This is a genomic window from Streptomyces sp. NPDC056527, from assembly GCF_042794475.1.
GTDB lineage: Bacteria > Actinomycetota > Actinomycetes > Streptomycetales > Streptomycetaceae > Streptomyces.
The window spans coordinates 1-20,962 of record NZ_JBHTTQ010000099.1 but is presented as its reverse complement, the minus strand read 5'-3'; the positions used below and the strand labels follow the sequence as shown (position 1 = coordinate 20,962).

The 20,962-nt window shown below is 72.4% G+C and carries 18 protein-coding genes and 1 pseudogene; 6 read left to right on the top strand and 13 right to left on the bottom strand.

Annotation, left to right across the window (positions count from 1 at the left end; all coding sequences use genetic code 11):
- Positions 1-43: 43 nt before the first annotated feature.
- The 4 genes from ACFQ7Q_RS31170 to ACFQ7Q_RS31155 all read right to left on the bottom strand — a co-directional run bounded on the left by ACFQ7Q_RS31170 (position 44) and on the right by ACFQ7Q_RS31155 (position 4,282).
- Positions 44-1,474 carry a bifunctional RNase H/acid phosphatase gene (locus ACFQ7Q_RS31170; RefSeq protein WP_383560984.1) on the bottom strand — a complete coding sequence of 477 codons (1,431 nt, stop codon included), beginning with the start codon at positions 1,472-1,474 and terminating at the stop codon, positions 44-46.
- 8 nt (positions 1,475-1,482) lie between these two features.
- On the bottom strand, positions 1,483-2,226 hold the full coding sequence (locus ACFQ7Q_RS31165; RefSeq protein ID WP_383560982.1) for a zinc ribbon domain-containing protein: 744 nt from the start codon (positions 2,224-2,226) through the stop codon (positions 1,483-1,485).
- Positions 2,223-3,092, bottom strand: coding sequence for a Nif3-like dinuclear metal center hexameric protein (locus tag ACFQ7Q_RS31160; RefSeq protein ID WP_383560969.1), 870 nt, complete (start codon positions 3,090-3,092; stop codon positions 2,223-2,225). The genes ACFQ7Q_RS31165 and ACFQ7Q_RS31160 overlap by 4 nt, the downstream gene beginning before the upstream one ends.
- A gap of 152 nt (positions 3,093-3,244) precedes the next feature.
- Positions 3,245-4,282, bottom strand: coding sequence for an ABC transporter substrate-binding protein (locus ACFQ7Q_RS31155; RefSeq protein ID WP_383560967.1), 1,038 nt, complete (start codon positions 4,280-4,282; stop codon positions 3,245-3,247).
- Positions 4,283-4,540: 258 nt separating this feature from the next.
- On the opposite strand from ACFQ7Q_RS31155, the gene ACFQ7Q_RS31150 reads away from it, so the two are divergent.
- Entirely contained in the window at positions 4,541-5,656 is a 1,116-nt protein-coding gene (locus ACFQ7Q_RS31150) for a hypothetical protein (protein WP_383560965.1), read from the top strand.
- A 47-nt stretch (positions 5,657-5,703) separates the two neighbouring features.
- Positions 5,704-5,829, top strand: coding sequence for a hypothetical protein (locus ACFQ7Q_RS31145; RefSeq protein ID WP_383560963.1), 126 nt, complete (start codon positions 5,704-5,706; stop codon positions 5,827-5,829).
- A gap of 208 nt (positions 5,830-6,037) precedes the next feature.
- Here ACFQ7Q_RS31145 and ACFQ7Q_RS31140 read toward each other — a convergent pair whose 3' ends face one another.
- Genes ACFQ7Q_RS31140 through ACFQ7Q_RS31130 form a run of 3 tightly spaced genes read right to left on the bottom strand, consistent with a single transcriptional unit; the run spans position 6,038 to position 8,948 of the window.
- A complete protein-coding gene (locus tag ACFQ7Q_RS31140; RefSeq protein WP_383560961.1) occupies positions 6,038-6,979 on the bottom strand; it encodes a 3-oxoacyl-ACP reductase in 942 nt (313 codons plus the stop codon).
- A gap of 14 nt (positions 6,980-6,993) precedes the next feature.
- Complete coding sequence (locus ACFQ7Q_RS31135; RefSeq protein ID WP_383560959.1) at positions 6,994-8,070, bottom strand: Zn-dependent alcohol dehydrogenase; 1,077 nt, start codon at positions 8,068-8,070, stop codon at positions 6,994-6,996.
- A 14-nt stretch (positions 8,071-8,084) separates the two neighbouring features.
- On the bottom strand, positions 8,085-8,948 hold the full coding sequence (locus ACFQ7Q_RS31130; protein ID WP_383560957.1) for a MaoC/PaaZ C-terminal domain-containing protein: 864 nt from the start codon (positions 8,946-8,948) through the stop codon (positions 8,085-8,087).
- Positions 8,949-9,253: 305 nt separating this feature from the next.
- Between ACFQ7Q_RS31130 and ACFQ7Q_RS31125 the strand changes: the two genes are divergently transcribed.
- The 4 genes from ACFQ7Q_RS31125 to ACFQ7Q_RS31110 are packed head-to-tail and all read left to right on the top strand — an operon-like array spanning position 9,254 to position 12,641.
- Positions 9,254-10,156 carry an ABC transporter ATP-binding protein gene (locus ACFQ7Q_RS31125; RefSeq protein ID WP_383560955.1) on the top strand — a complete coding sequence of 301 codons (903 nt, stop codon included), beginning with the start codon at positions 9,254-9,256 and terminating at the stop codon, positions 10,154-10,156.
- Entirely contained in the window at positions 10,153-10,875 is a 723-nt protein-coding gene (locus ACFQ7Q_RS31120) for an ABC transporter permease (protein ID WP_383560953.1), read from the top strand. Before ACFQ7Q_RS31125 ends, ACFQ7Q_RS31120 begins: the two co-directional genes overlap by 4 nt.
- Positions 10,876-10,884: 9 nt before the next feature.
- Positions 10,885-12,039: a sensor histidine kinase gene (locus ACFQ7Q_RS31115; protein ID WP_383560951.1), complete on the top strand. Its 1,155-nt coding sequence runs from the start codon at positions 10,885-10,887 to the stop codon at positions 12,037-12,039.
- A complete protein-coding gene (locus tag ACFQ7Q_RS31110) occupies positions 12,036-12,641 on the top strand; it encodes a response regulator (RefSeq protein WP_383560949.1) in 606 nt (201 codons plus the stop codon). Before ACFQ7Q_RS31115 ends, ACFQ7Q_RS31110 begins: the two co-directional genes overlap by 4 nt.
- A gap of 4 nt (positions 12,642-12,645) precedes the next feature.
- Here the strand turns inward: ACFQ7Q_RS31110 and ACFQ7Q_RS31105 are convergent, their stop codons facing one another.
- From ACFQ7Q_RS31105 to ACFQ7Q_RS31080, 6 genes and pseudogenes are all read right to left on the bottom strand, one after another.
- Positions 12,646-14,070 (bottom strand): MFS transporter, encoded by a 1,425-nt coding sequence (locus tag ACFQ7Q_RS31105; RefSeq protein WP_383560947.1) that lies wholly within the window; start codon positions 14,068-14,070, stop codon positions 12,646-12,648.
- 49 nt (positions 14,071-14,119) lie between these two features.
- Positions 14,120-15,313, bottom strand: coding sequence for a lipid-transfer protein (locus ACFQ7Q_RS31100; protein ID WP_383560945.1), 1,194 nt, complete (start codon positions 15,311-15,313; stop codon positions 14,120-14,122).
- A gap of 12 nt (positions 15,314-15,325) precedes the next feature.
- Positions 15,326-17,488 (bottom strand): acyl-CoA dehydrogenase, encoded by a 2,163-nt coding sequence (locus ACFQ7Q_RS31095; RefSeq protein ID WP_383560943.1) that lies wholly within the window; start codon positions 17,486-17,488, stop codon positions 15,326-15,328.
- A gap of 112 nt (positions 17,489-17,600) precedes the next feature.
- The gene (locus ACFQ7Q_RS31090; RefSeq protein WP_383560941.1) at positions 17,601-19,991 is read right to left on the bottom strand and encodes a xanthine dehydrogenase family protein molybdopterin-binding subunit; all 2,391 of its coding nucleotides are present in this window, start codon (positions 19,989-19,991) and stop codon (positions 17,601-17,603) included.
- Between the two features lie 2 nt (positions 19,992-19,993).
- Positions 19,994-20,629: a (2Fe-2S)-binding protein gene (locus ACFQ7Q_RS31085; RefSeq protein WP_383560939.1), complete on the bottom strand. Its 636-nt coding sequence runs from the start codon at positions 20,627-20,629 to the stop codon at positions 19,994-19,996.
- A gap of 2 nt (positions 20,630-20,631) precedes the next feature.
- A pseudogene (locus ACFQ7Q_RS31080) lies at positions 20,632-20,962 on the bottom strand (xanthine dehydrogenase family protein subunit M); the annotation flags it as partial.

Sequence of the window (20,962 nt, the reverse complement as noted above, 5' to 3'; positions counted from 1 at the left end):
GCCACGGATTTCCGTGACCCCTCCCCTCTGCTTCCGTCGCGGTTCACCTCAGGTGCGAGGTGTCGTTCAGGAGTCGTACGGAGGCGTTGCCGTCCGCGTAGTACGCCACCGCCGACAGCGAGGCCGCCGAGAGCTCCATCCGGAACAGGGACTCCGGCGGGGCGCCGAGGGCCAGCCGCACCAGGGTCTTGATGGGAGTGACGTGCGTGACGAGCAGGACGGTGCGGCCGGCGTACGCGGCGGTCAACCTGTCCCGGGTCGCGGAGACGCGCCGCGCGACGGTCGCGAAGCTCTCGCCGCCGCCGGTCGGGGCGGCCTTGGGCGAGGCGAGCCAGGCGTCGAGGTCGTCGGCGTACCGCTCCCGCACCTCGGCGAAGGTCAGCCCCTCCCAGGCGCCGAAGTCGGTCTCGCGCAGCCCGTCCTCGATGCGCGCGTCGAGGCCGAGGCGCGCGGCGACGGCCTCCGCGGTCTGACGGCAGCGCTTGAGCGGCGAGCTGACGATCTCCTGGATCGTCCCGCGCGCGGCGAGCGCGGCGGCGACGGCCTCGGCCTGCCGCAGCCCGGCGGCGGACAGCTCGGGGTCGGTGCCCCCGCTCCCCGAGAACCGCTTCTCGGGCGTGAGCGCGGTCTCCCCGTGCCGGAGCAGGACGAACGTGGCGGGGGCTCCCATGTCGGGCGCCCCCCAACCGGGCGCTGCGGCGCCGCCGGTGCGCGCGGCCGTGCCGTCGGCCCCGGACGCGGCGGGCTTGGGCTCGTGCCCGAGGACACCGGCCTCGGCCTCGAAGTCACCGCTCCGCGCGGACTCGCGCTCGGCCGTGGCGGCCGACGCCAGCGAGGCGCGGGCCTGGGCCGCGATGGTCTCGTCGGCGGCGAAGAGGCCGTCGTCGGCCGGGACACCCGCACCGGAGGCCGTACCCGCTCCCGAGAGCGCCGCCCTCGCGCGGGCCGCGCCGGCCGTCGCGTCGCCGGGAGGGCCCGAGGGCGCCGTCGCCGCGCCGCGCGCCGCGTTGCGCGCCGCCGACGCCTCCAGGGCGGCCGAGGAGGCCGAGGGCTCCCACTGCTTGCCGCGCTTGCCCGCGTCCATCGCCTCGTTGGCGAGGCGGTCCGCGTGCTTGTTCTTCTCCCGCGGGATCCACTCGTAACGGACCTGGCGCGCGGGGAAGATCCGTGCCGCCTCCGCCGCCAGCGGCTTCATGTCCGGGTGCTTGATCTTCCAGCGGCCGGACATCTGCTCGACGACCAGCTTGGAGTCCATCCGGACGTGGACCTTGGCCTCCGGGAACAGCTCACGCGCCGCCTTCAGACCGGCCACCAGGCCCTTGTACTCGGCGACGTTGTTCGTCGCGACGCCGATGTACTCGGCCCGCTCGGCGAGCGTCTCGCCGGTCACCGGGTCCAGGACCACCGCCCCGTACCCGGCCGGCCCCGGGTTGCCCCGGGAACCTCCGTCGGCTTCGACGACGACTTCCGTGATGGCCGTCATTACAGGCCGGACTCCGACGTGCGGACCAGGATCCGACGGCAGTTCTCGCACCGCACCACCGTGTCCGCGGCGGCCGCCCGGACCTCGTTGAGCTCGGTGATGTTCAGCTCGATGTGGCAGCCCTCGCACTTGCGCTGGTACAGCCGCGCCGCGCCGACACCGCCCTGCTGCTCGCGCAGCTTCTCGTAGAGCTTCAGCAGGTCGGCCGGGACGGAGCCGGCCACCAGCTCGCGCTCCTTGCCGACGGACGCCGACTCGCCGTCCAGCTGGGCCTGCGCCGCGTCACGGCGGGCGGTCGCGTCGTCGGCCTTGGCCTGCACGGCGGAGGCCCGCTCGGTCAGCTCGGCGACCCGCTCGGTGGCGGACTCACGGCGCTCCATGACTTCGAGGACGATGTCCTCCAGGTCGCCCTGGCGCTTGGCGAGCGAGGTGATCTCGCGCTGGAGGCTCTCCAGGTCCTTCGGGGAGGAGACGGCGCCGGAGTCCAGCCGCTGCTGGTCCCGGACGGCGCGCTGGCGCACCTGGTCGACGTCCTGCTCGGCCTTGGTCTGCTCGCGGGCGCAGTCGCTCTCCTCGGTCTGCGCGGCGACGAGCAGGTCGCGCAGCTGCGTGAGGTCCTTGTTCAGCGACTCGATCTCGGCGTGCTCGGGCAGGGACTTGCGCTTGTGGGCGAGCTGCTGGAGACGGACGTCCAGGGCCTGGACGTCGAGGAGTCGGATCTGGTCGGCGGGCGCGGCGTTCAGTTGGGGGCTCCAGGGGAGTTGTGGTCAGAAGGGGCGCGCGAAGCGCTCTCTGGAAGGGCGGCGGCGGGGACGAGGTGGGCGGACCAGGGGTCGGTGACCGTCTTCGAGACGTGGACGCGCAGGTCCCAGCCGTGGCGGTCGGAGATCTCGTCGAGCTGGGCGGCGGCCTGCTCGCACCAGGGCCATTCGGTGGCCCAGTGGGCGGCGTCGATCAGGCCGATCGGCGCGCGCTGGGTGGCTTCGGAGACCGGGTGGTGGCGCAGGTCGGCGGTGAGGAAGGCGTCCACACCGGCGGCCCGGACGGCGTCGAAGAGGCCGTCGCCGGAGCCGCCGCTGACCGCGACCCGGCGGACGGTCAGGCCCGGGTCTCCGGCGACCCGGATCCCCTGCGCCGTGGCGGGCAGCCGCTTCGCGGCGCGGGCCGCGAACTCGGCCAGCGTCTCGGGGTGGTCCAGTTCGCAGATCCGGCCGAGGTTGGTCTCGGGGACCAGGGGGCCGGTGATCCGCAGGTCCAGGGCGCCGGCGAGGGCGTCGGACACCCCCGGGTCGGCGGTGTCGGCGTTGGTGTGCGCGACGTGCAGGGCGACGTCGTGCTTGATCAGCGTGTGCACGACACGGCCCTTGAAGTGGGAGGCCGCGACCGTCGTGGTGCCGCGCAGATAGAGCGGGTGGTGGGTGACGATCAGGTCGGCGCCCAGCGCGATCGCCTCGTCGGCGATCTCCTGGACCGGGTCCACGGCGAACAGGACACGGGTCACCTCGGCGTCGGGGTCGCCGCAGACCGTGCCGACGGCGTCCCACTCCTCGGCCCGCTCGGGCGGCCAGAGAGCGTCGAGCGCGGCGATGACTTCAGACAGACGGGGCACGGAGGAAAGGCTACCTGGCCGCCTTGTGCGCCTGAACCGGCGCGGCTCTCGCGGAGGTGGCGGGCCGCCGCCGGGGTTGCTCGATCGAGGGTCGCGGTGCTCGTCACCGAGTGGAGCCCTGGCGCCGTCGGTCGGCGCCAGGGGTCCGCGGCCTACTTCACCAGGTCGGCGCGCAGGTCGGCGAGGACGCTGTCGGCCGCGGTGACACCGAGGCCGAGGTACCAGGTCTCGTCCGGGACGTCCTTGGCCTGGCCGGCCTCGACCGCCTTGAGGTTCTTCCACAGCGGGTTGGCCTGGGCGGTGTCGCGCTTGGTGGCCTTCGGGTCGCCGTAGACGCCGGTGAAGATCCAGTCGGCGTCGGCCTGGTCGATCTTCTCGGGGCTGATCTCGGCGGCGAGGTCGTCGATCTGCTGGTTCGCGGGCCGGGGCAGGCCCGCGTCCTCGAGGATCGTGCCGATGAAGGACGCCTTGGCGTAGAGGCGGATCTTGCCCGGAAGGTAGCGGACCATGGAGATGGTCGGCTTGTTCGGGCCGATGTCCACGCCCAGCTGCTTCGCCTTGGTCTCGTAGGCGGCGAGCTTCGTCCTGGCGTCGGCGGTCTTGTCCAGGGCCGCGGCGTTGAGGAGGTAGTTCTCCTTCCAGGTGAAGCCGGGGCGGATGGAGAAGACGGTGGGGGCGATCTTCGAGAGCTCGTCGTACTTGTCCGCGGCGCGCAGCTGGCTGCCGAGGATCAGGTCGGGCTCCAGATTGGCGATCGCCTCGAGGTTGAGGTTGTTGATGGTGCCGACGGACTTGGGGGCGCCGGCGTCCTTCTTCAGATACGTGGGGATGCCATCGTCTCCCTCGGCGGGGGCGTATCCGACGGGCTGGATCCCGAGCGAGACGACGTTGTCGAGCTCGCCGACGTCGAGGACGACGACCCGCTTGGGAGCGGACTTGATCTCGGTCTTGCCGAGCGCGTGGGTGAGGGTGCGCGGGAACTTGCCGGCCTCGGCGTCCGTCCCCATGGCCGCGGTCTTGGCCGCCGCGTCGCCGAAGTCCTTGCCGCCCGTGGCGACGTCCTTCTTGGCGGCGCCTTCCTTCTTTTCCGAGGTGGCGCCCGATGCGCCCTCGTCGCTTCCGCATGCCGCGAGGGAGAGCGCGGCGGCGAGGGCGAGGGCTGCGGCGGTGCCGCGGCGGCGGAGGGACATGAAGGATTCTCCTGTACGGGTACGAGGACGGCGGCTCGGGATCGGTCACGGAACGGGTCCCCTACCCGGCCCGCACCCGGAGTCCCAGACTCCACTTAGGGTCGCCTTACCTTATGCCCCACCCTTCTCTTCAGCACAACCACCCCCCTCCCCTCAGCAGAATCGATTCACGGCCACCCTTATGTGTGAAGTGACCGAGCTCGTGTTGTTCGGCAGGAAGTGCGAAAACTAGCTTCGGTGGCCGGAGGTGACGAGACGATGACAGCCTGTGCCATCGAGACGGCGGCGGGGGACGGCGGCGCGGTGTGGCCGTCGAGGTTCACGATCACGGCCAACGGGGCGTACGCGGCACGGCTCGCCGGCACCGGGGACGCCCTGTACGCGGAGCGTTGGACCCTGGACGGACCGGAGCCGTACGCCGTACCCCTTCCGCTCGACCAGCCCGAGGAGCGCCACACGCAGCTGCTGCCGCTGGCGGACGGACGGGTGCTGACCGGCCGTCGGGTGGACGGCGACCGCCACACGTTCTCGCTGCTGTACCCGACGGGACCGGGGACGGGGGAACTGTCCCTGGGGGCCGTGGAGTCCGCCGATCTCACGCTGCTGCCGCCCTCGCCGAACGGCATCTGCGCGTACGCGATGTGCGTCGGGGCGGACTCCACCACGATCTGGCTGGTGGCGGGCGGTGCCTTCGGGCCCGAGCAGGTCGCCGAAGTCGAGGGCCGCTGCTCCGGCGGGGTCTGGCTGGACCGTACGGGCCGGATGCTCGCCCTCGACCGGCGACTGGCCGACGGCCCGGTCAAGGCGGTGGCGGTCGACCTGGAACGGGGCGGGGAGGTGACGCCGCTGCTCCAGATCACCGAGGAGAGCCAGGACCGGCTGCTGATGGCCGACCCGGACAGCGGGCTGCTGCTGATCCGCTCGGACGCGCCGTCACCGGGGCACGAACGGCTCGGGTGGGGTGTCCTCGGCAGTCTGCTGCCGATTCGTTTCCCCGACTGTCTGCGGCTGGACGACGCGGCGTTGACCCCGTTCGCGGTGCAGCCGGGGCAGGTGCTGCTGCCGGAGACCTGCTCGGTCGCGCTGCGGATCGACGCGGCGGCGGGGAGCTGGGTCGGGATGTGGCGCCCGGCCGATCGCCGGATGCACCAACTGGCGGCCCCCGCGGGGTGGCTGGCCGGGTCGGGGCTCTGGACGGCGGAGGGCGTGCTGCGCCTCCCGTTCGCGACGGAGGAGACGCCCTGCGGACTCGCCGGCCTCGAGGTCCCGCCGGACCCGGAACCGGCGCGGGTCGAGGTCACGGTGGAGCCGCCGGTCTGCCGCCCCGTCCCGCTCCAGCAGGCACCGCTCGCCGACCGTAAAGCCGCTGGTTAGACTCTCGGCCGCACGACAACAGCGATCATTACGGGGTGAGTTCCACCATGTCGGAAGCACGTACGGACGGGACGGAGCCGAACGGCTCCGGAAAGCACCGCGGCGAGGCGGCGCCGTCGGAGGAGTCCACCTCCTCCCCGCACGGCCGCCACCGCCGCGACGCGGAGCAGTAACGACGGCACGGCGCCCGGCCTCCGGGGACGATCTCCCCGCCCGGACCGCCGCTGCCGAGGTGACGACGAACGGCCCCGGGGTCTCCCCCGGGGCCGTTCCCGTTCCCGTTCCCGTTCCCGCCCCCGAAACGCACGGCGGCGCCGGGCGGCCCGCCGGGGGTTCGGGGCCGCGCCCCCGGTCGGGTGGGGTGGGGGATCCCCCACCTCGTCAGCCCTTCTTCAGCCCCAGGACCTCCGCCGCCGCGAACGTCTCGCCCGACGGGCGGCCCGCGTAGTGCGGGGAGAGCAGCCCGTCCAGCTCCTCGTACGTGAACGCGTCCTTCGACGTGTCGAACTTGGCCGACACCCTCGGGCGGTCCACGATCGCGACCATCCCGCCGTGCACCACCAGCAGCTGGCCGTTGACCGACGCCGCCGCCGGCGAGGCCAGGTAGCCGACCAGCGGCGCCACGTGCTCCGGCGCCAGCGCGTCCAGCTCCCCGGCAGCCGGCTCCGCGAAGCCCGCGAAGACGTCCTCGGTCATCCGGGTCCGCGCCCGCGGGCAGATCGCGTTCGCCGTGACGCCGTACTTCGCCAGCGCCAACGCCGTCGACGTCGTCAGCCCGACGATCCCGCCCTTGGCCGCGGCGTAGTTCGGCTGCCCGGCGGAGCCGGCGAGGAACGCCTCCGACGAGGTGTTCACGATCCGGCCGTACACCCCGGACTCCCCCGCCTTGGCCCGTCCCCGCCAGTGCACCGCGGCGAAGTGCGTGGTGTTGAAGTGCCCCTTGAGGTGGACCCGGATCACCGAGTCCCACTCCTCCTCGCTCATCGAGAAGACCATCCGGTCCCGCAGGATGCCCGCGTTGTTGACCAGGATGTCCAGCTTGCCGAACTCGCCGACCGCCAGGTCGACGAGGCCCCGCGCGGTCTCGAAGTCGGCGACGTCGCCCAGGTGCGCCACCGCCCGGCCGCCCGCCGCGCGGATCTCCGCCGCGACCTCCTCGGCGGGCGCGGCCGACGCGTCGCCCGAGCCGTCCCGCCCCGCCTGCCCGTAGTCGTTGACGACGACGGACGCGCCCAGGCGGGCGAGTTCCAGCGCCTCGGCCCGGCCGAGACCCCGGCCGGCGCCCGTGACGATCGCGGACAGACCCTCAAGGGGGAGTGACATGTGTCGTGGTCCTCTCAGATCTCGATGCAGGTACGCAGCGCGACACCCGTACGCATCTGCTCGATCGCCTCGTTGATCCCGGAGAGCGGCACCCGGTGGGTGATCAGCGACTCCAGGTCGATCCGTCCCGCCCGCCAGAGCGCGATGGCCCGCTCGTACGAACGCAGCACGTCACCGCCCCCGTACATCGACGGCAGGATCTTCTTCTCGTCGAAGAACAGCTCGAACATGTTGAGCTGCAGGAAGTCGTCGAGCGCGCCCGCGCCGACCACGCAGAGCGTGCCGCCGCGCCGGGTCGTCTCGTACGCGGTGCGGGCGGTGGCGGACTTGCCGACGACCTCGAAGACGTAGTCGAAGCCCTCACCCGCGGTGATCCGCTGCTTGGCGTCGGCGAGCGCGTCGGGCGCGACTGCCTCGGTGGCGCCGAAGCGCAGGGCCGCCTCCCGCCGGGACTCGACGGGGTCGACGGCGACGATCTGCGCGGCCCCCTGGAGCTTGGCGCCCTGGATCGCCGAGATGCCGACGCCGCCGCAGCCGATGACGGCGACCGAGGAACCGGCCCGCACCCGCGCCGTGTTGATCGCCGCGCCGAGCCCGGTGGTGACGCCGCAGCCGATGAGGGCGGCGATGTCGAAGGGCACGTCGTCGGGGATCGGCACGGCGCAGCCGGCGTCGACGACGACCTCCTCGGTGAACGTGCCGGTCCCCGCGAAACCGAAGACCTCCCCTCCGGGCCTGCGGAAGTTGGGGGTGCCGGCGTTCATGAACCCGGCCAGGCACAGCTGTGTCTGGCCGCGCTTGCAGGCGGGACAGCCCCCGCAGGCGGGCAGCCAGCAGAGCAGGACCCGCTGCCCCTCGCTCAGCCCGGTGACGCCGTCGCCGACGTCGAGGATCTCGCCGGCGCCCTCGTGGCCGGGGATGAACGGCGCGGGCTGCGGGAGCACGCCGCTCATGGCGGAGACGTCGGAGTGGCACAGTCCGGTCGCCCTGACCCGGATCCTCACCTTGCCGGGGCCGAAGCCCACCGCCTCGACGTCGTCGAGGACCTCCAGTTTGTCCTGGCCGATCTCGTGCAGTACGGCTGCGCGCATGGTGCGGGCTCCAATCACGAATACTCGACGAGGGTGTCGGCGAGCACCGGAGCGTCGTCGCGCTCGACCGCCGTGACCGACACCTGGACGCGGCCGGGCTCGGGAGAGTCCTGCCAGATCCGGATACGCAGGGTCTCGCCGGGGAAGACGATCCCGGCGAAACGGGTGCGGTAGGACCGGACACGGGCGACGTCTCCGCCGAGCACCGTGTCCACCACCGCCTTGAGGGTCATGCCGTACGTGCAGAGTCCGTGGAGGATCGGCCGGTCGAAGCCGGCGAGCTCGGCGAACTCGGGGTCGGCGTGGAGCGGGTTCCAGTCGCCGGAGAGCCGGTAGAGCAGGGCCTGGTCCGGGCGGATGGCCCGCTCGACGGTCTTGTCGGGCTCGCGGTCGGGGAGTTCGAGGCGCTCGGAGGGGCCGCGGTCGCCGCCCCAGCCGCCCTCTCCCCGTACGAAGATCTGGGCGTCGCTGGTCCACAGCGGGCCGTCGTCGTCGGCGACCTCGGAGCGCAGGACGAGGACGGCGGCCTTGCCCTTGTCGTGGACGGCGGCGACGCGGGAGGTGGTGACGGCCCTGCCTCGGACGGGGATGGGCCGGTGGAGCGTGATCGTCTGGCCGCCGTGCAGGACGGAGGCGAGGTTGATGTCGATGCCGGGCGCGGAGAGCCCGCCGACGACTCCCATGCCGGCGCCGGCGACGGTGGCGAAGCTGGGCAGGACGTGCAGCCGGGATTCGAGGGTGTAGCGGAGCTCGTCGGGGTCGGTGGCGGGGATGCCGGCACCGAGTCCGAGGTGGTAGAGCTGGATGTCCTTGTGGTCCCAGGCGATCTCGGCGCTGCGGGGCTCGGCGGCCACGGCCTTGGCGGCGTCAATGGGCATCGGGATGCTGCTCCTTGGAGATCCCGGAGGATCCGTGAAGAGGGAAGACCTCGGTGCGACCGTCCGCACCGTCGGCCGCACCGAGGCCGTGCGGGACCGTCCCGTACACGCCCGTTCTAGAACGCGTTCTAGGTCGGTAGATCCTCATGTATAGCCGAGCGGGGATGAGTTGAGAACCCCCTGGCAGCCATGTCTGACGGTACGTCAGATGTCTTGTCCCGCGCGAGGGTCAGGACATTTGTCCCTACGAGGTCCGTACATTCACTCCTGCCGCCGGACGGGCCCGGATCCGTAGCTTCGAAGGCATGACGAACGATCCCGCGGTGGTCTTCGAGGCCGCGACCAAGACATACGGCGGCGTCCCCGCCGTGGACGGCATCGACCTGACCGTCCGCCGCGGCGAGACCGTCGCGCTGCTGGGGCGCAACGGCGCCGGAAAGTCCACGACGATCGCCCTGCTGCTCGGTCTCGACGAGCCCGACGGCGGCCGGGTCTCGCTCTTCGGCGGGGCGCCGGCCCGCGCCGTCGAGGCCGGCCGGGTCGGCGCGATGCTCCAGGAAGGGCGGCCGGTCCCCCGGGTCACCGTGCGCGAGCTGGTCTCCTTCGTCGCCCGTACCTACCCCGCCCCCCTGCCCGTCGCCGAGGCCCTGGCCCTGGCCGGGCTGACCGAGCTGGCGGGACGGCGCGTGGACCGGCTCTCCGGCGGACAGGTGCAGCGGGTCCGCTTCGCCGTCGCGCTGGCCGGAAGCCCGGAGCTGATCGTCCTCGACGAGCCGACGGCCGCGCTCGACGTCGAGGCCCGCCAGGCGTTCTGGGAGTCGATGCGCGGCTACGCCCGCCGCGGCAACACGGTCCTGTTCTCCACGCACTATCTGGAGGAGGCCGACGCCCACGCCGACCGGATCGTCGTCCTCGACTCCGGTCGCGTCGTCGCCGACGGCACGAGCGAGCAGCTCAAGCGGGCGGCCGGCGGCAGCCTGGTCTCCTTCGACCTGGCCGGCGGGCCCACCGAGGGGCTCACGCTCCTGCCCGGCGTCACCTCCGTGGAGATACGCGGCGACCGCGCCCTGCTGCGCACCGACGACTCCGACGCCACGGTCCGCGCGCTGGCCGCGATGGACGCGATCCGTGGCCTGGAAGTCGCCGCGGTCTCCCTCGACGACGCCTTCCTGACCCTCACCCGGCGCACCCTGGAGACGGCCCGATGATCACCGAGTACGTAAGACTGGAAGTCCGCCGCACCCTGCGCGACACCGGATTCGTGATCTTCGGGATCGGGATGCCGGTCCTGATGTACCTGCTGTTCACCAACCTCGGCGCGAACGAGGCCGAGTGGAGGACCGCCTCCATGGTCGGGATGGCGGCGTACGGAGCCCTCGGCGCCGCCCTCTCGGTCGGCACCGGAGTCGCCGAGGACAAGTCGCTCGGCTGGCTGCGCCAGTTGCGCGTCACCCCGATGACCCCGCGCCAGGTGGTCACCGGCCGAGCGCTGACCGGATCGGTGATCGTGCTGCCGGCCATCGGCGCCGTCCTCCTGGCGGGCGCGCTCGTCAACGGGGTCCGGATGGAGGCCGCCTGGCAGTGGGGCGCCGTCGCCGTCGCCCTCTGGCTCGGTGCGCTCCCTTTCACCCTCCTCGGCATGGGCAACGGATACCGGCTCACCGCCCAGACCACCGGTGTCGTGAACGTCGGCTGCAACCTCGGCCTGGCGGTCGTCGGCGGACTCTGGTTCCCCGTCGAGCTGTTCCCCGACTGGCTGCGCACCCTGTCCTCGTACACCCCGACCAACCGCTTCTCCGAGCTCGGCCGGGCGATGACGGAGGGCACCGCTCCCGGCGCGGCGGCCCTGGCCGTTCTCGCCGTGTGGACGGCATTGTTCGGCACGTACGCGGCGGTCTCGTACCGCCGTTCGGCGAAGACGGTGTAGGGAGTGGTCATGGGGGACATCCGGCGGCGGTGGACCGTGGCGGCACGAGCGCGGTCGGATCGGGGACCGAGCGGGCTCAGCCTGCTGCCGTGGCTGCTGATGGGGATGGGCGCGCTCTCCCACCTCATTCGGGGTGACGCGCCGAACCCGGTGATCGGCGGTCTCGGTCTGTTCACCTTCAACACGCTCTACATCGCGATCGTGGTCCGGGCCTTCTCCCCGTGCCACCGGGAGACCCCGCTCACCTGGGGACTTCTCACCGGCCTCGGCGCACTCACCTTCGCGCTGGCCATCGGCTACGGAAGGGAGTGGCTGCTCCTCTTCCCCCTTCTGGGACTCGCGGTGGGGGCGGTGGTGCGACGGGGGAAGCGGCTGGGGAGGATCACCGTCCCGCTGGTCCTGGCGGTCGGGGTGGTGACGTTCTGGCGGGACGGCTGGAACTCCTTCGGCGTGGTGTACGGCACGTTCATCTCGGTCATGGTGACGGCGGCGATCCTCGCCCTGGACGAGACCGTCCGGCAGCTGCGGGCGACCCGGGAGGAGCTGGCCAGGACGGCCGTCGAGAAGGAGCGGCTGCGGTTCTCCCGGGACCTGCACGACCTGCTCGGGCACACCCTGTCGGTCATCGTGGTGAAGTCGGAGGCCGCCCGCCGGCTCGCCCCGCGCGACATCGACGCCGCGCTCGGGCAGGTCGCCGACATCGAGTCCGTCGGCCGTCAGGCCCTCACGGAGATCCGGGAGGCCGTCACGGGCTACCGCGAGGGCAGCCTGGCCACCGAGCTGGACCGGGCCCGCGACGCCCTGTCCTCGGGTGGGATAGAGCCGGTGGTCCGCCAGTCCGGCCCTCCCCTGGAGCCTCGGACGGAGGCGCTGCTGAGCTGGGTCGTACGGGAGTCGGCCACGAACGCCCTCCGGCACAGCGGGGCGACCCGCTGCGAGATCGAGGTGGGCGGTACCCCGGAACGGGTCCGGCTGACCGTCACCGACAACGGCCGCGGTGGTGACGCGGCCACCGCGGGCAGCGGTCTGAAGGGCCTGCGCGAGCGGGTCGCGGCCGCAGGCGGCACCCTTGACTCGGGACCCGCCCCGCGCGGAGGGTTCCGGGTCACCGCGGAACTCCCCGTGGAGACCGAGGCGTCGCAGGAGTGGGAGACCACGGGATGATCAGAGTTCTGCTCGCCGAGGACCAGGGCATGATGCGGGGCGCGCTGGCGCTGTTGCTCGGGATGGAGCCCGACATCGAGGTCGTCGCGCAGGTGGGGCGGGGTGACGAGATCGTCGACGCGGCGCTGACCAGTCGGCCCGAGGTGGCTCTCCTCGACATCGAACTCCCGGGCCGTTCCGGCCTCGACGCGGCCGCGGATCTCCGTGACGAGGTCCCCGACTGCCGGGTCCTCATCCTCACGACCTTCGGGCGCCCCGGCTATCTGCGCCGGGCGATGGAGGCCGGGGCGGCGGGCTTTCTGGTGAAGGACGGGCCGGTGGAGGAGCTGGCGGTGGCGATCCGCCAGGTCCTGCGGGGTGAGACGGTCATCGACCCGGCGCTCGCCGCTGCCGCTCTGAGCGCGGGCCCGAATCCGCTGACCACACGCGAACGGGACGCCCTGGGCGCGTCCGTGGACGGCGCGACGATCGCCGACATCGCCACGACGCTGCATCTGTCCGAGTCGACCGTCCGGAACTATCTCTCGTCCGCCATCGGCAAGACGGGCACCCGCAACCGCATGGAGGCGGTACGGGCGGCCCGGCAGCAGGGCTGGCTCTGAGCCGTCAGCCCCTCGGTTCCGGCCTCGGGAGCCAGAGCAGCATGAGGATCGCCGCGGCGACCAGCACACCCGTCGCCGTACGGAAGGCCAGGGCGTACCCCTCGGTCAGCGCCTCGGGGCTCGTGCCACCGGCCGTCCGCGCGGCCGCGACGGTGGAGAGGACCGCCAGGCCCAGCGCGCCGCCCATCGTGCGGGAGGTGTTGACGAGGCCGGAGACGAGGCCCGCGTCACCGGGGGCGGCGCTCGACGTGGCGAGCGTGGCGAGGGGGGTGGTGAGCAGACCCATGCCGAGCATCATCAGGATGCCCGGGCCCAGGATGATGGTGAGGAAGGTGCCGTCGGCGGTCATCGTCGACTGCCAGCCGAAGCCCGTCGCGGCGACGAGGGCTCCGATGACCGCGAGGTTGCGGGTGCCCGCCGCCGGCATCAGACGCGGGGCCAGCTTGGAGCCGACGATGACGCTGACCGAGCTGGGCACCAGGGCGAGACCGGCCTGGAGCGGGGTGTAGCCGAGGACGTTCTGCGCGTACACCGTCATGAAGAACCACATGGCGAACGAGGTCGAACCGCACACCAGGATCGCCACGTTGGCGGCTGCGACAGCGCGTGAGCGGAACACCTTCAGCGGCATCAACGGGGCCGCCGTGCGCGCCTCGACGGCGACGAAGACGGCGAGGAGCGCCAGGCCGCCGAGCAGCGGGAGCAGCGTGGCCGGGTCGCCCCAGCCGACGTCCTCCGTCTGCACGATGCCGTACGCGACGGCTGCCAGGCCGGCGGTGACGAGGACGGCGCCCGGGAGGTCGAGCCGACGACCGCCGACGGTGCGGCTCTCGGTCAGCCACAGCATGGCGCCCACCAGGACCAGGACGCCGACGGGGACGTTGATCAGGAGCACCCAGCGCCAGGAGAGCAGGTCCACCAGCACACCGCCGACGAACCCGCCCGCCGCGCCGCCGGCCGCTCCGACCGCCGTCCAGGTGCCGATGGCCCGGGTGCGCGCCGGGCCGACCGGGACGGCGGCGGTCACGATGGTGAGGGTCGCCGGCGCCAGCACGGCGGCGCCGAGACCCTGGGCCGCGCGGGCCGCGATCAGCTGCCAGCCCTCCTGCGCGAGCCCGCCGGCGACGGAGGCGGCGGTGAAGAGCCCGAGACCGAGCAGGAACATGCGCTTCCGGCCGAAGAGATCGGCCGCCCGGCCGCCGAGCAGCATGAATCCGGCGAAGGCGATGGAGTACGCGCTCAGGACCCACTGCAGTCCGGTCGCCGAGAGGCCGAGGTCGGCCCGCATCGACGGCAGCGCGACGTTCACCACCGACACGTCGAGCACCACCAGGAACTGCCCCGCACACGCGGCGAGTACCACGAGCCAGGTGCGCGGGGCGGGGCGTACGGAGGTGGACTGCTCGGTGACTGTCTTGGTGCGGACCATGCCTGTGATGGTCGCAGACGGCCCGTGCCCCGTACATCGGGATTCGGTCCTACGACCTCCGGAGCATGGTCACGACGGCCGCGCCGCCGAGCCCGATGTTGTGCGCGAGGCCGACGCGGGCGCCGTCCACCTGGCGGGGGCCGGCCTCGCCCCGCAGCTGCCAGACCAGTTCGGCGGCCTGGGCCAGACCGGTGGCTCCCAGGGGGTGGCCCTTGGAGATCAGCCCGCCCGAGGGGTTCACCACCCACCGCCCTCCGTAGGTCGTCGCGCCCGACTCGACGAGCTTCCCGGACGCGCCCTCCTCGCACATGCCGAGGGCCTCGTAGGTCAGGAGCTCGTTGACGGAGAAGCAGTCGTGCAGTTCGACGACGTCCACGTCCTCGATGCCGAGACCGGAGCGCTCGTACACCTGGCGGGCCGCGGCGCGGGACATCGGCCGGCCCACCGCGTCGATGCACGAGCCCGACTCGAAGGACTCCCCCGTGTCCGTGGTCATGGCCTGTGCCGCGATCTCGACGGCCTTGTCGTGCAGCCCGTGTTCGACGACGAACCGCTCCGACACCACGACCGCCGCCGCGGAGCCGTCCGAGGTCGGCGAGCACTGCAGTTTGGTCAGCGGCCGGTGGATCGTCTTCGCCGCGAGGATCTCCTCGACCGAGTACACGTCCTGGAACTGGGCGTTGGGGTTGTTCGCCGAGTGCCGGTGGTTCTTGGCGCCGACGGCGGCGAGCTGGACCTCCGTCGTCCCGTACCGCTCCATGTGTTCCCGGGCCGCGTTCCCGAAGATCTGCGCGGTCGGCGGGGACATCTCGAAGCCGTGGGCGGCGGCCATGATGCCGTAGTGCCGGGCGACCGGCGAGGTCTCGAAGTCACCCCCGTCCGAGCCCCCGCCCAAGGCACCCCGCGCCATCTTCTCGAAGCCGAGGGCGAGGACGCAGTCGGAGATCCCGCCCTCCACGAACTGCCGGGCCATCATCAGCGCCGTGGACGCCGTCGCGCAGTTGTTGTTGACGTTGTAGACGGGAACACCGGTCAGGCCGAGTTCGTACGCGGCGCGCTGCCCGGCCGTCGACGCCTGGAAGCAGTAGCCGACGGGCACCTGCTCCACCTGCGCGTAGGAGACCCCCGCGTCGGCGAGCGCCGCCGTCCCCGCCTCGCGGGCCATGTCCCAGTACTGCCAGTCGCGCGTCTCGGGCTTCTCGAACTTCGTCATCCCGACGCCGACGATGTACGCCTTCCCCATCTTCGGTTCCCCTCAGTCTCTCGGCAGGCCGAGCAGGCGCTCGGCGACGACATTGAGCTGGACCTGCGTGGTGCCGCCCGCGATGGTCAGGCAGCGGGACATCAGCAGGCCGTGGACGGCCCGCTCGCCCGCGCCCTCCCGTACCGCTCCCTCGGGGCCGAGCAGTTCGAGCGTGAGCTCGGCGACCTTCTGCTGGTGGACGGTCTGGACGAGCTTGCGGACGGAGGCGCCCGCGCCCGGTTCCAGGCCGGACACCTGGAGCATCGTGGTCCGCAGTCCGATGCAGGCGAGCGCGTGCGCCTCGGCGGCGAGCACCCCGATCCGGACCCGTACGGCGCTGTCGGCGTCGGCCGCCCGGTCGATCAGTGCCTCCAGGCCGGAGTCGAAGGCGACCTGGTCGGCCATGTGGACGCGTTCGTTGCCGAGGGTGTTGCGGGCGACCTTCCAGCCGTCGTCCACCTCGCCGACGACGGCGTCGGCCGGCAGCAGGACGTCGTCGAAGTACACCTCGTTGAAGAGCGAGTCTCCGGTGATCTCCTTCAGCGGCCGGATGTCGATCCCGGGGGTGTTCTTCATGTCGACGAGGAAGTACGTGAGTCCTCGGTGCTTGGGGGCGTCCGGGTCGGTCCGGGCGAGCAGGATGCCGTGGTCGGCCCACTGGGCGGCGCTCGTCCACACCTTCTGCCCGTTGATCCGCCAGCCGCCGTCCTCGGTGCGTTCCGCCCTGGTGCGCAGGGAGGCGAGATCGGACCCGGCGCCGGGCTCGGAGAACAGCTGGCACCACAGCAGCTCGCCCCGCAGGGTGGGACCGAGGTAGCGCTCCCGCTGCTCCGCCGTCCCGTACGCGAGGAGGGAGGGGACGACCCAGGTCGCGATCCCGAGCCCGCTGAGCCTGACGCCCGCCGCGTCCAGTTCCCGCTGTACGGCGAGCTGCCGGAGAGGTCCCGCGCCGAGGCCGTAGGGCGGCGGCAGGTGCGGGGCGGCATGGCCGGTGTCGGCCAGCGCGCGGCGGGCGGCGCCCGGGTCGAGCCCTGCGGCGGCGGAGATCACGGCGCGCGCCTCGGCGCGGAACGCGTCGGCCTCGGGCGGCAGTTCGAGCCGGAGTTCGCGCCGGGTGCCCTGGGCGGCGAGCCGGACGGCGTGCGCGCGATGGGTGTCGCCGGAGCCGAGGAGCTGGCGGGCGACGAGGGCCCGGCGGAGGGAGAGATGGGCGTCGTGCTCCCAGGTGAAGCCGATGCCGCCGAGGATCTGGATGCAGTCCTTGGCGCAGTCGTAGGCGGCGTCGAGGGCGGTGGCGGCGGCGAGCGCGGCGGTCAGGGAGCGGGACGCGTCCCTCGTGGACCGGGCCGCGTCCCAGGTGAGGGCGCGGGCCTGCTCGACCCGTACGAGCATGTCGGCGCAGAGGTGCTTGACCCCCTGGAACTGTCCGATGGGCCGCCCGAACTGCTCGCGTACCTTGGCGTACTCCGCGGCCGTCTCCAGCGCGCGGGCGGCGTTCCCACAGGCGTCGGCGGCGTACAGCACGGCCGCGAGATCCGTGACGAGGGCCGGGTCGACGTCCAGGATCCGGTGCCCGGGCACGAGCGCGCCGGCCGCGGTGACCTCGGCGGTGGGCCTTGTGGGGTCCGCGCTCAGGTGGGGGCGTACGGCGAGGGTGTCGGCGTCCACGGCGGCCCAGACCGTGCCGCGCGCCGTGCTCACGGCGAGGATCAGCAGATCGGCCTGGGAGCCGCCGAGGACGGGCGCCGCCGCCCCGTCGAGGAGCAGTCCGCCCTCGGTCTCGACGGCGGTCAGCCCGCCGGGCGCGAGGGCGACGGCCCCGATGCGCTCCCCGGCGGCGAGGGCCGTGGTCAGCTTCCGCTGTCCGGCCCGGGCCAGGATCTCGCCGGCGAGGACGGAGGGCAGATACGGCCCCGGGAGCAGCGCCCTCGCCCCCTCCTCCAGGACGACCGCCAGGTCGACGAGATCGCCGCCCCCTCCCCCGTACTCCTCGGGCAGATGGATCCCGAGGAGCCCCTGCGCGGCGAGCCCGTCCCAGTGGGCCGGGCGTCCGGTGACGCTGTCTTCCGGTGCGTCGAGGAGCCCCCGCACATCCTCGGACGGTACGGCCCGGCCGAGCCAGCCGCGCACGGACCGGGCCAACTCCCGCTGCTCTTGCGTGATTCCGATGCCCATGCGCGGCAGACTAGAACACGTTCCATTCTGACGGAAGGTCAGATACCGAAGTGATGGGCGGCGCGGCGTACCGGCACGCGCCGCCCGGGAACCGGCTGCGGAAGGGGGCCGGTCAGAGCCCGGTGAGGTGCTCGGGGCGGACCGGCGTCTTGTCGAGCTCCAGGCCCGTGGCGTTCCGGATCGCCGCGAGGACGGCCGGGGTCGCGGACAGGGTCGGGGCCTCACCGATGCCGCGCACCCCGTACGGCGCGTTCGGGTCCGCCAGCTCGAGGTAGTCGACCGGGATGGTCGGCGTGTCGAGGATCGTCGGGATCAGGTAGTCCGTGAAGGAGGGGTTGCGCACCTTCGCGGTCTTCGGGTCCACGATGATCTCCTCCATCACCGCGACGCCCAGGCCCTGGGTGGTGCCACCCTGGATCTGGCCGACGACGGAGAGCGGGTTGAGCGCCTTGCCGACGTCCTGCGCACAAGCCAGCTCGACGACCTTGACCAGGCCGAGCTCGGTGTCCACCTCCACCACCGCGCGGTGCGCGGCGAACGAGTACTGGACGTGACCGTTGCCCTGGCCGGTGACCAGGTCGAACGCCTCGGTGGGGCGGTGCCGCCACTCCTCCTCGATCTCCACGACCTCGTCCTCCAGGACGTCCACGAGGGTGGAGAGGACCTCGCCTCCGTCGGTGACCACCTTGCCGCCCTCCAGGAGCAGTTCGGCCGTGGCCCACGCCGGGTGGTACGAGCCGAACTTGCGGCGGCCGATCTCCAGGACCTTCTCCCGGACGAGTTCGCAGGTGTTCTTGAGGGCACCGCCCGTCATGTACGTCTGACGGCCGGCGGAGGTCGAACCGGCGGAGCCGACCTGGGTGTCGGCCGGGTGGATGGTCACCTGCGTGACACCCAGCTCGGTACGGACGATCTGCGCGTGGATCGTGACACCGCCCTGGCCGACCTCCGCCATGGCCGTGTGGACCATCGCGACGGGCTCACCGTTGACGATCTCGATGCGCACCTTGGCGGTCGAGTAGTCGTCGAAGCCCTCGGAGAAGCCGACGTTCTTGACGCCGACCGCGTAGCCGACACCGCGGACGACGCCCTCGCCGTGTGTCGTGTTCGAGAGGCCGCCCGGCAGCGCGCGGACGTCCGCGCCCTCACCGGCGACCTCCCACTGGCGCTCCGGCGGCATCGGGCGGGCCTTGACCCTGCGCAGCAGCTCGGCGACCGGCGCCGGAGACTCCACGACCTGGCCGGTCGGCATGATCGTGCCCTGCTCCATGGCGTTCAGCCGGCGGAACTCGACCGGGTCCATGCCCAGCTTCGCGGCCAGCTTGTCCATCTGCGCCTCGTAGGCGAAGCACGCCTGGACCGCGCCGAATCCGCGCATCGCGCCACAGGGCGGGTTGTTCGTGTAGAGGCCGACCGCCTCGATCTCGACGTCGTCGATGACGTACGGGCCGACCGAGAGCGACGCGGCGTTGCCGACGACCGAGGCCGTGGACGACGCGTAGGCGCCGCCGTCCAGCACGATCCGGCACTTCATGTGCGTGATCCTGCCGTCCTTGGTGGCCCCGTGCTCGTACCAGAGCTTCGCCGGGTGGCGGTGCACATGGCCGAAGAACGACTCGAAGCGGTTGTAGACGATCTTGACGGGCTTGCCGGTGCGCAGCGCGAGCAGGCAGGCGTGGATCTGCATCGAGATGTCCTCGCGACCGCCGAACGCGCCGCCCACACCGGCCATCGTCATCCGCACCTTCTCCTCGGGCAGACCGAGGACCGGAGCGATCTGGTACAGGTCCGAGTGCAGCCACTGGGTGGCGCAGTACAGGTCGACACCGCCGTCCTCGGCGGGCACCGCGAGGCCGGACTCCGGGCCGAGGAAGGCCTGGTCCTGCATGCCGAAGGTGTACTCGCCCGTGACGATGACGTCGGCCTTCTTGGCGGCCTCGTCCGCGTCGCCGCGGAAGATCGGCTGGCGGTGCACGATGTTCGGGTGCGGGACGTGACCGGCGTGGTGGTCGTCGCGGTTCTCGTGCACGAGCACGGCGTCGGAAGCGAGCGCGGAGGCCTCGTCGGTGATGAGAGGCAGGTCCTTGTACTCGACCCTGATCTTCGCGGCGGCGCGCCGCGCGGTCTCCGGGTGGTCGGCGGCCACGAGGGCGACCGGCTCACCGTGGTGGCGGACCTTGCCGTGCGCCAGGACCGGGGTGTCCTTGAACTCCATGCCGTAGTTCTTCATCTCGGCCGGCAGGTCGTCGTACGTCATCACCGCGTAGACGCCCGACATGGCCACGGCCTCGGAGGTGTCGATGGACACGATCTCGGCATGAGCGACGGTGGAGCGCAAGATCTGGCCCCACAGCATGTCCTCGTGCCACATGTCCGAGGAGTACGCGAACTCACCGGTGACCTTGAGGGTGCCGTCCGGGCGGAGCGTGGACTCGCCGATGCCGCCCTTGGTCCGGGAGCCCTGCGTGACGTTGGTGGGGATACCCGTGGTGGTACCAGCCATGATCAGACCGCCTCTTCCTGACGTTCCCGGCGGGCCGCGGCCAGGCGGACCGCGTCCAGGATCTTCTCGTAACCCGTGCACCGGCAGAGGTTGCCGGAGAGCGCCTCGCGGATGTCCTGGTCGGACGGCTCCTTGTGGCGTTCGAGCAGTTCGTCGGCCGCCACCAGGAGACCCGGGGTGCAGAAGCCGCACTGGACGGCGCCGGCGTCGATGAACGCCTGCTGGATCGGCGAGAGTGCCGACGGGTCGCTGCCGGCCTCACCGGTCCGCGAGTCCTGACCGGCCCGCGAGCGGAGCTCGCCGCCGGACGGGCGCGCCTCCCACCTCCTGGCGGCGTCGAGCGAGGCACCGGTGTCGCGGTCGCCGTGCCCGCCGTGCTCCTCGCGCCGCTCGGCGAGGTCGGCCAGGCCCTCGACGGTGACGACCTCGCGGCCCTCGGCCTGGCCGGCGGCGACGAGGCAGGAGCAGACCGGCACGCTGTCCAGTCGGACGGTGCAGGAGCCGCACTCGCCCTGCTCGCAGGCGTTCTTGGAGCCGGGAAGCCCCAGGCGTTCGCGCAGAACGTAGAGGAGGGACTCGCCCTCCCAGACGTCGTCGGCTTCCTGCGGACGACCGTTGACGGTGAAATTGACGCGCATGGTCATGCAGCTCCCTCAAGCGAGCGGCCGGTGCCGCGGTACTGCTCCCAGGTCCAGCCGAGGTGGCGGCGGGCCATGATGCCGACGGCGTGGCGGCGGTAGTCCGCGGTGCCACGGACGTCGTCGATCGGGTTCGCGGCGCCCGAGCAGAGGTCCGCGAACTGCTTGGCGATCGACGGGGTGATGATCTTTCCGTTGTCCCAGAAGCCGCCCTCTTCGAGCGCGGCGTTGAGGTACTCCTCGGCCTCCTTGGCGCGGATCGGGGTCGGCGCGGCCGAACCGATGCCGGTACGGACCGTGCGGGTCTCCGGGTGGAGCGCCAGGCCGAACGCG

Coding starts and splice junctions, on each gene's coding strand:
- ACFQ7Q_RS31155 (WP_383560967.1), bottom strand. CDS start 4,282: ATGTCCCTCCGCCGCCGCGGCACCGCCGCAGCCCTCGCCCTCGCCGCC.
- ACFQ7Q_RS31150 (WP_383560965.1), top strand. CDS start 4,541: ATGACAGCCTGTGCCATCGAGACGGCGGCGGGGGACGGCGGCGCGGTG.
- ACFQ7Q_RS31145 (WP_383560963.1), top strand. CDS start 5,704: ATGTCGGAAGCACGTACGGACGGGACGGAGCCGAACGGCTCCGGAAAG.
- ACFQ7Q_RS31140 (WP_383560961.1), bottom strand. CDS start 6,979: ATGTCACTCCCCCTTGAGGGTCTGTCCGCGATCGTCACGGGCGCCGGC.
- ACFQ7Q_RS31135 (WP_383560959.1), bottom strand. CDS start 8,070: ATGCGCGCAGCCGTACTGCACGAGATCGGCCAGGACAAACTGGAGGTC.
- ACFQ7Q_RS31130 (WP_383560957.1), bottom strand. CDS start 8,948: ATGCCCATTGACGCCGCCAAGGCCGTGGCCGCCGAGCCCCGCAGCGCC.
- ACFQ7Q_RS31125 (WP_383560955.1), top strand. CDS start 9,254: ATGACGAACGATCCCGCGGTGGTCTTCGAGGCCGCGACCAAGACATAC.
- ACFQ7Q_RS31120 (WP_383560953.1), top strand. CDS start 10,153: ATGATCACCGAGTACGTAAGACTGGAAGTCCGCCGCACCCTGCGCGAC.
- ACFQ7Q_RS31115 (WP_383560951.1), top strand. CDS start 10,885: ATGGGGGACATCCGGCGGCGGTGGACCGTGGCGGCACGAGCGCGGTCG.
- ACFQ7Q_RS31110 (WP_383560949.1), top strand. CDS start 12,036: ATGATCAGAGTTCTGCTCGCCGAGGACCAGGGCATGATGCGGGGCGCG.
- ACFQ7Q_RS31105 (WP_383560947.1), bottom strand. CDS start 14,070: ATGGTCCGCACCAAGACAGTCACCGAGCAGTCCACCTCCGTACGCCCC.
- ACFQ7Q_RS31100 (WP_383560945.1), bottom strand. CDS start 15,313: ATGGGGAAGGCGTACATCGTCGGCGTCGGGATGACGAAGTTCGAGAAG.
- ACFQ7Q_RS31095 (WP_383560943.1), bottom strand. CDS start 17,488: ATGGGCATCGGAATCACGCAAGAGCAGCGGGAGTTGGCCCGGTCCGTG.
- ACFQ7Q_RS31090 (WP_383560941.1), bottom strand. CDS start 19,991: ATGGCTGGTACCACCACGGGTATCCCCACCAACGTCACGCAGGGCTCC.
- ACFQ7Q_RS31085 (WP_383560939.1), bottom strand. CDS start 20,629: ATGCGCGTCAATTTCACCGTCAACGGTCGTCCGCAGGAAGCCGACGAC.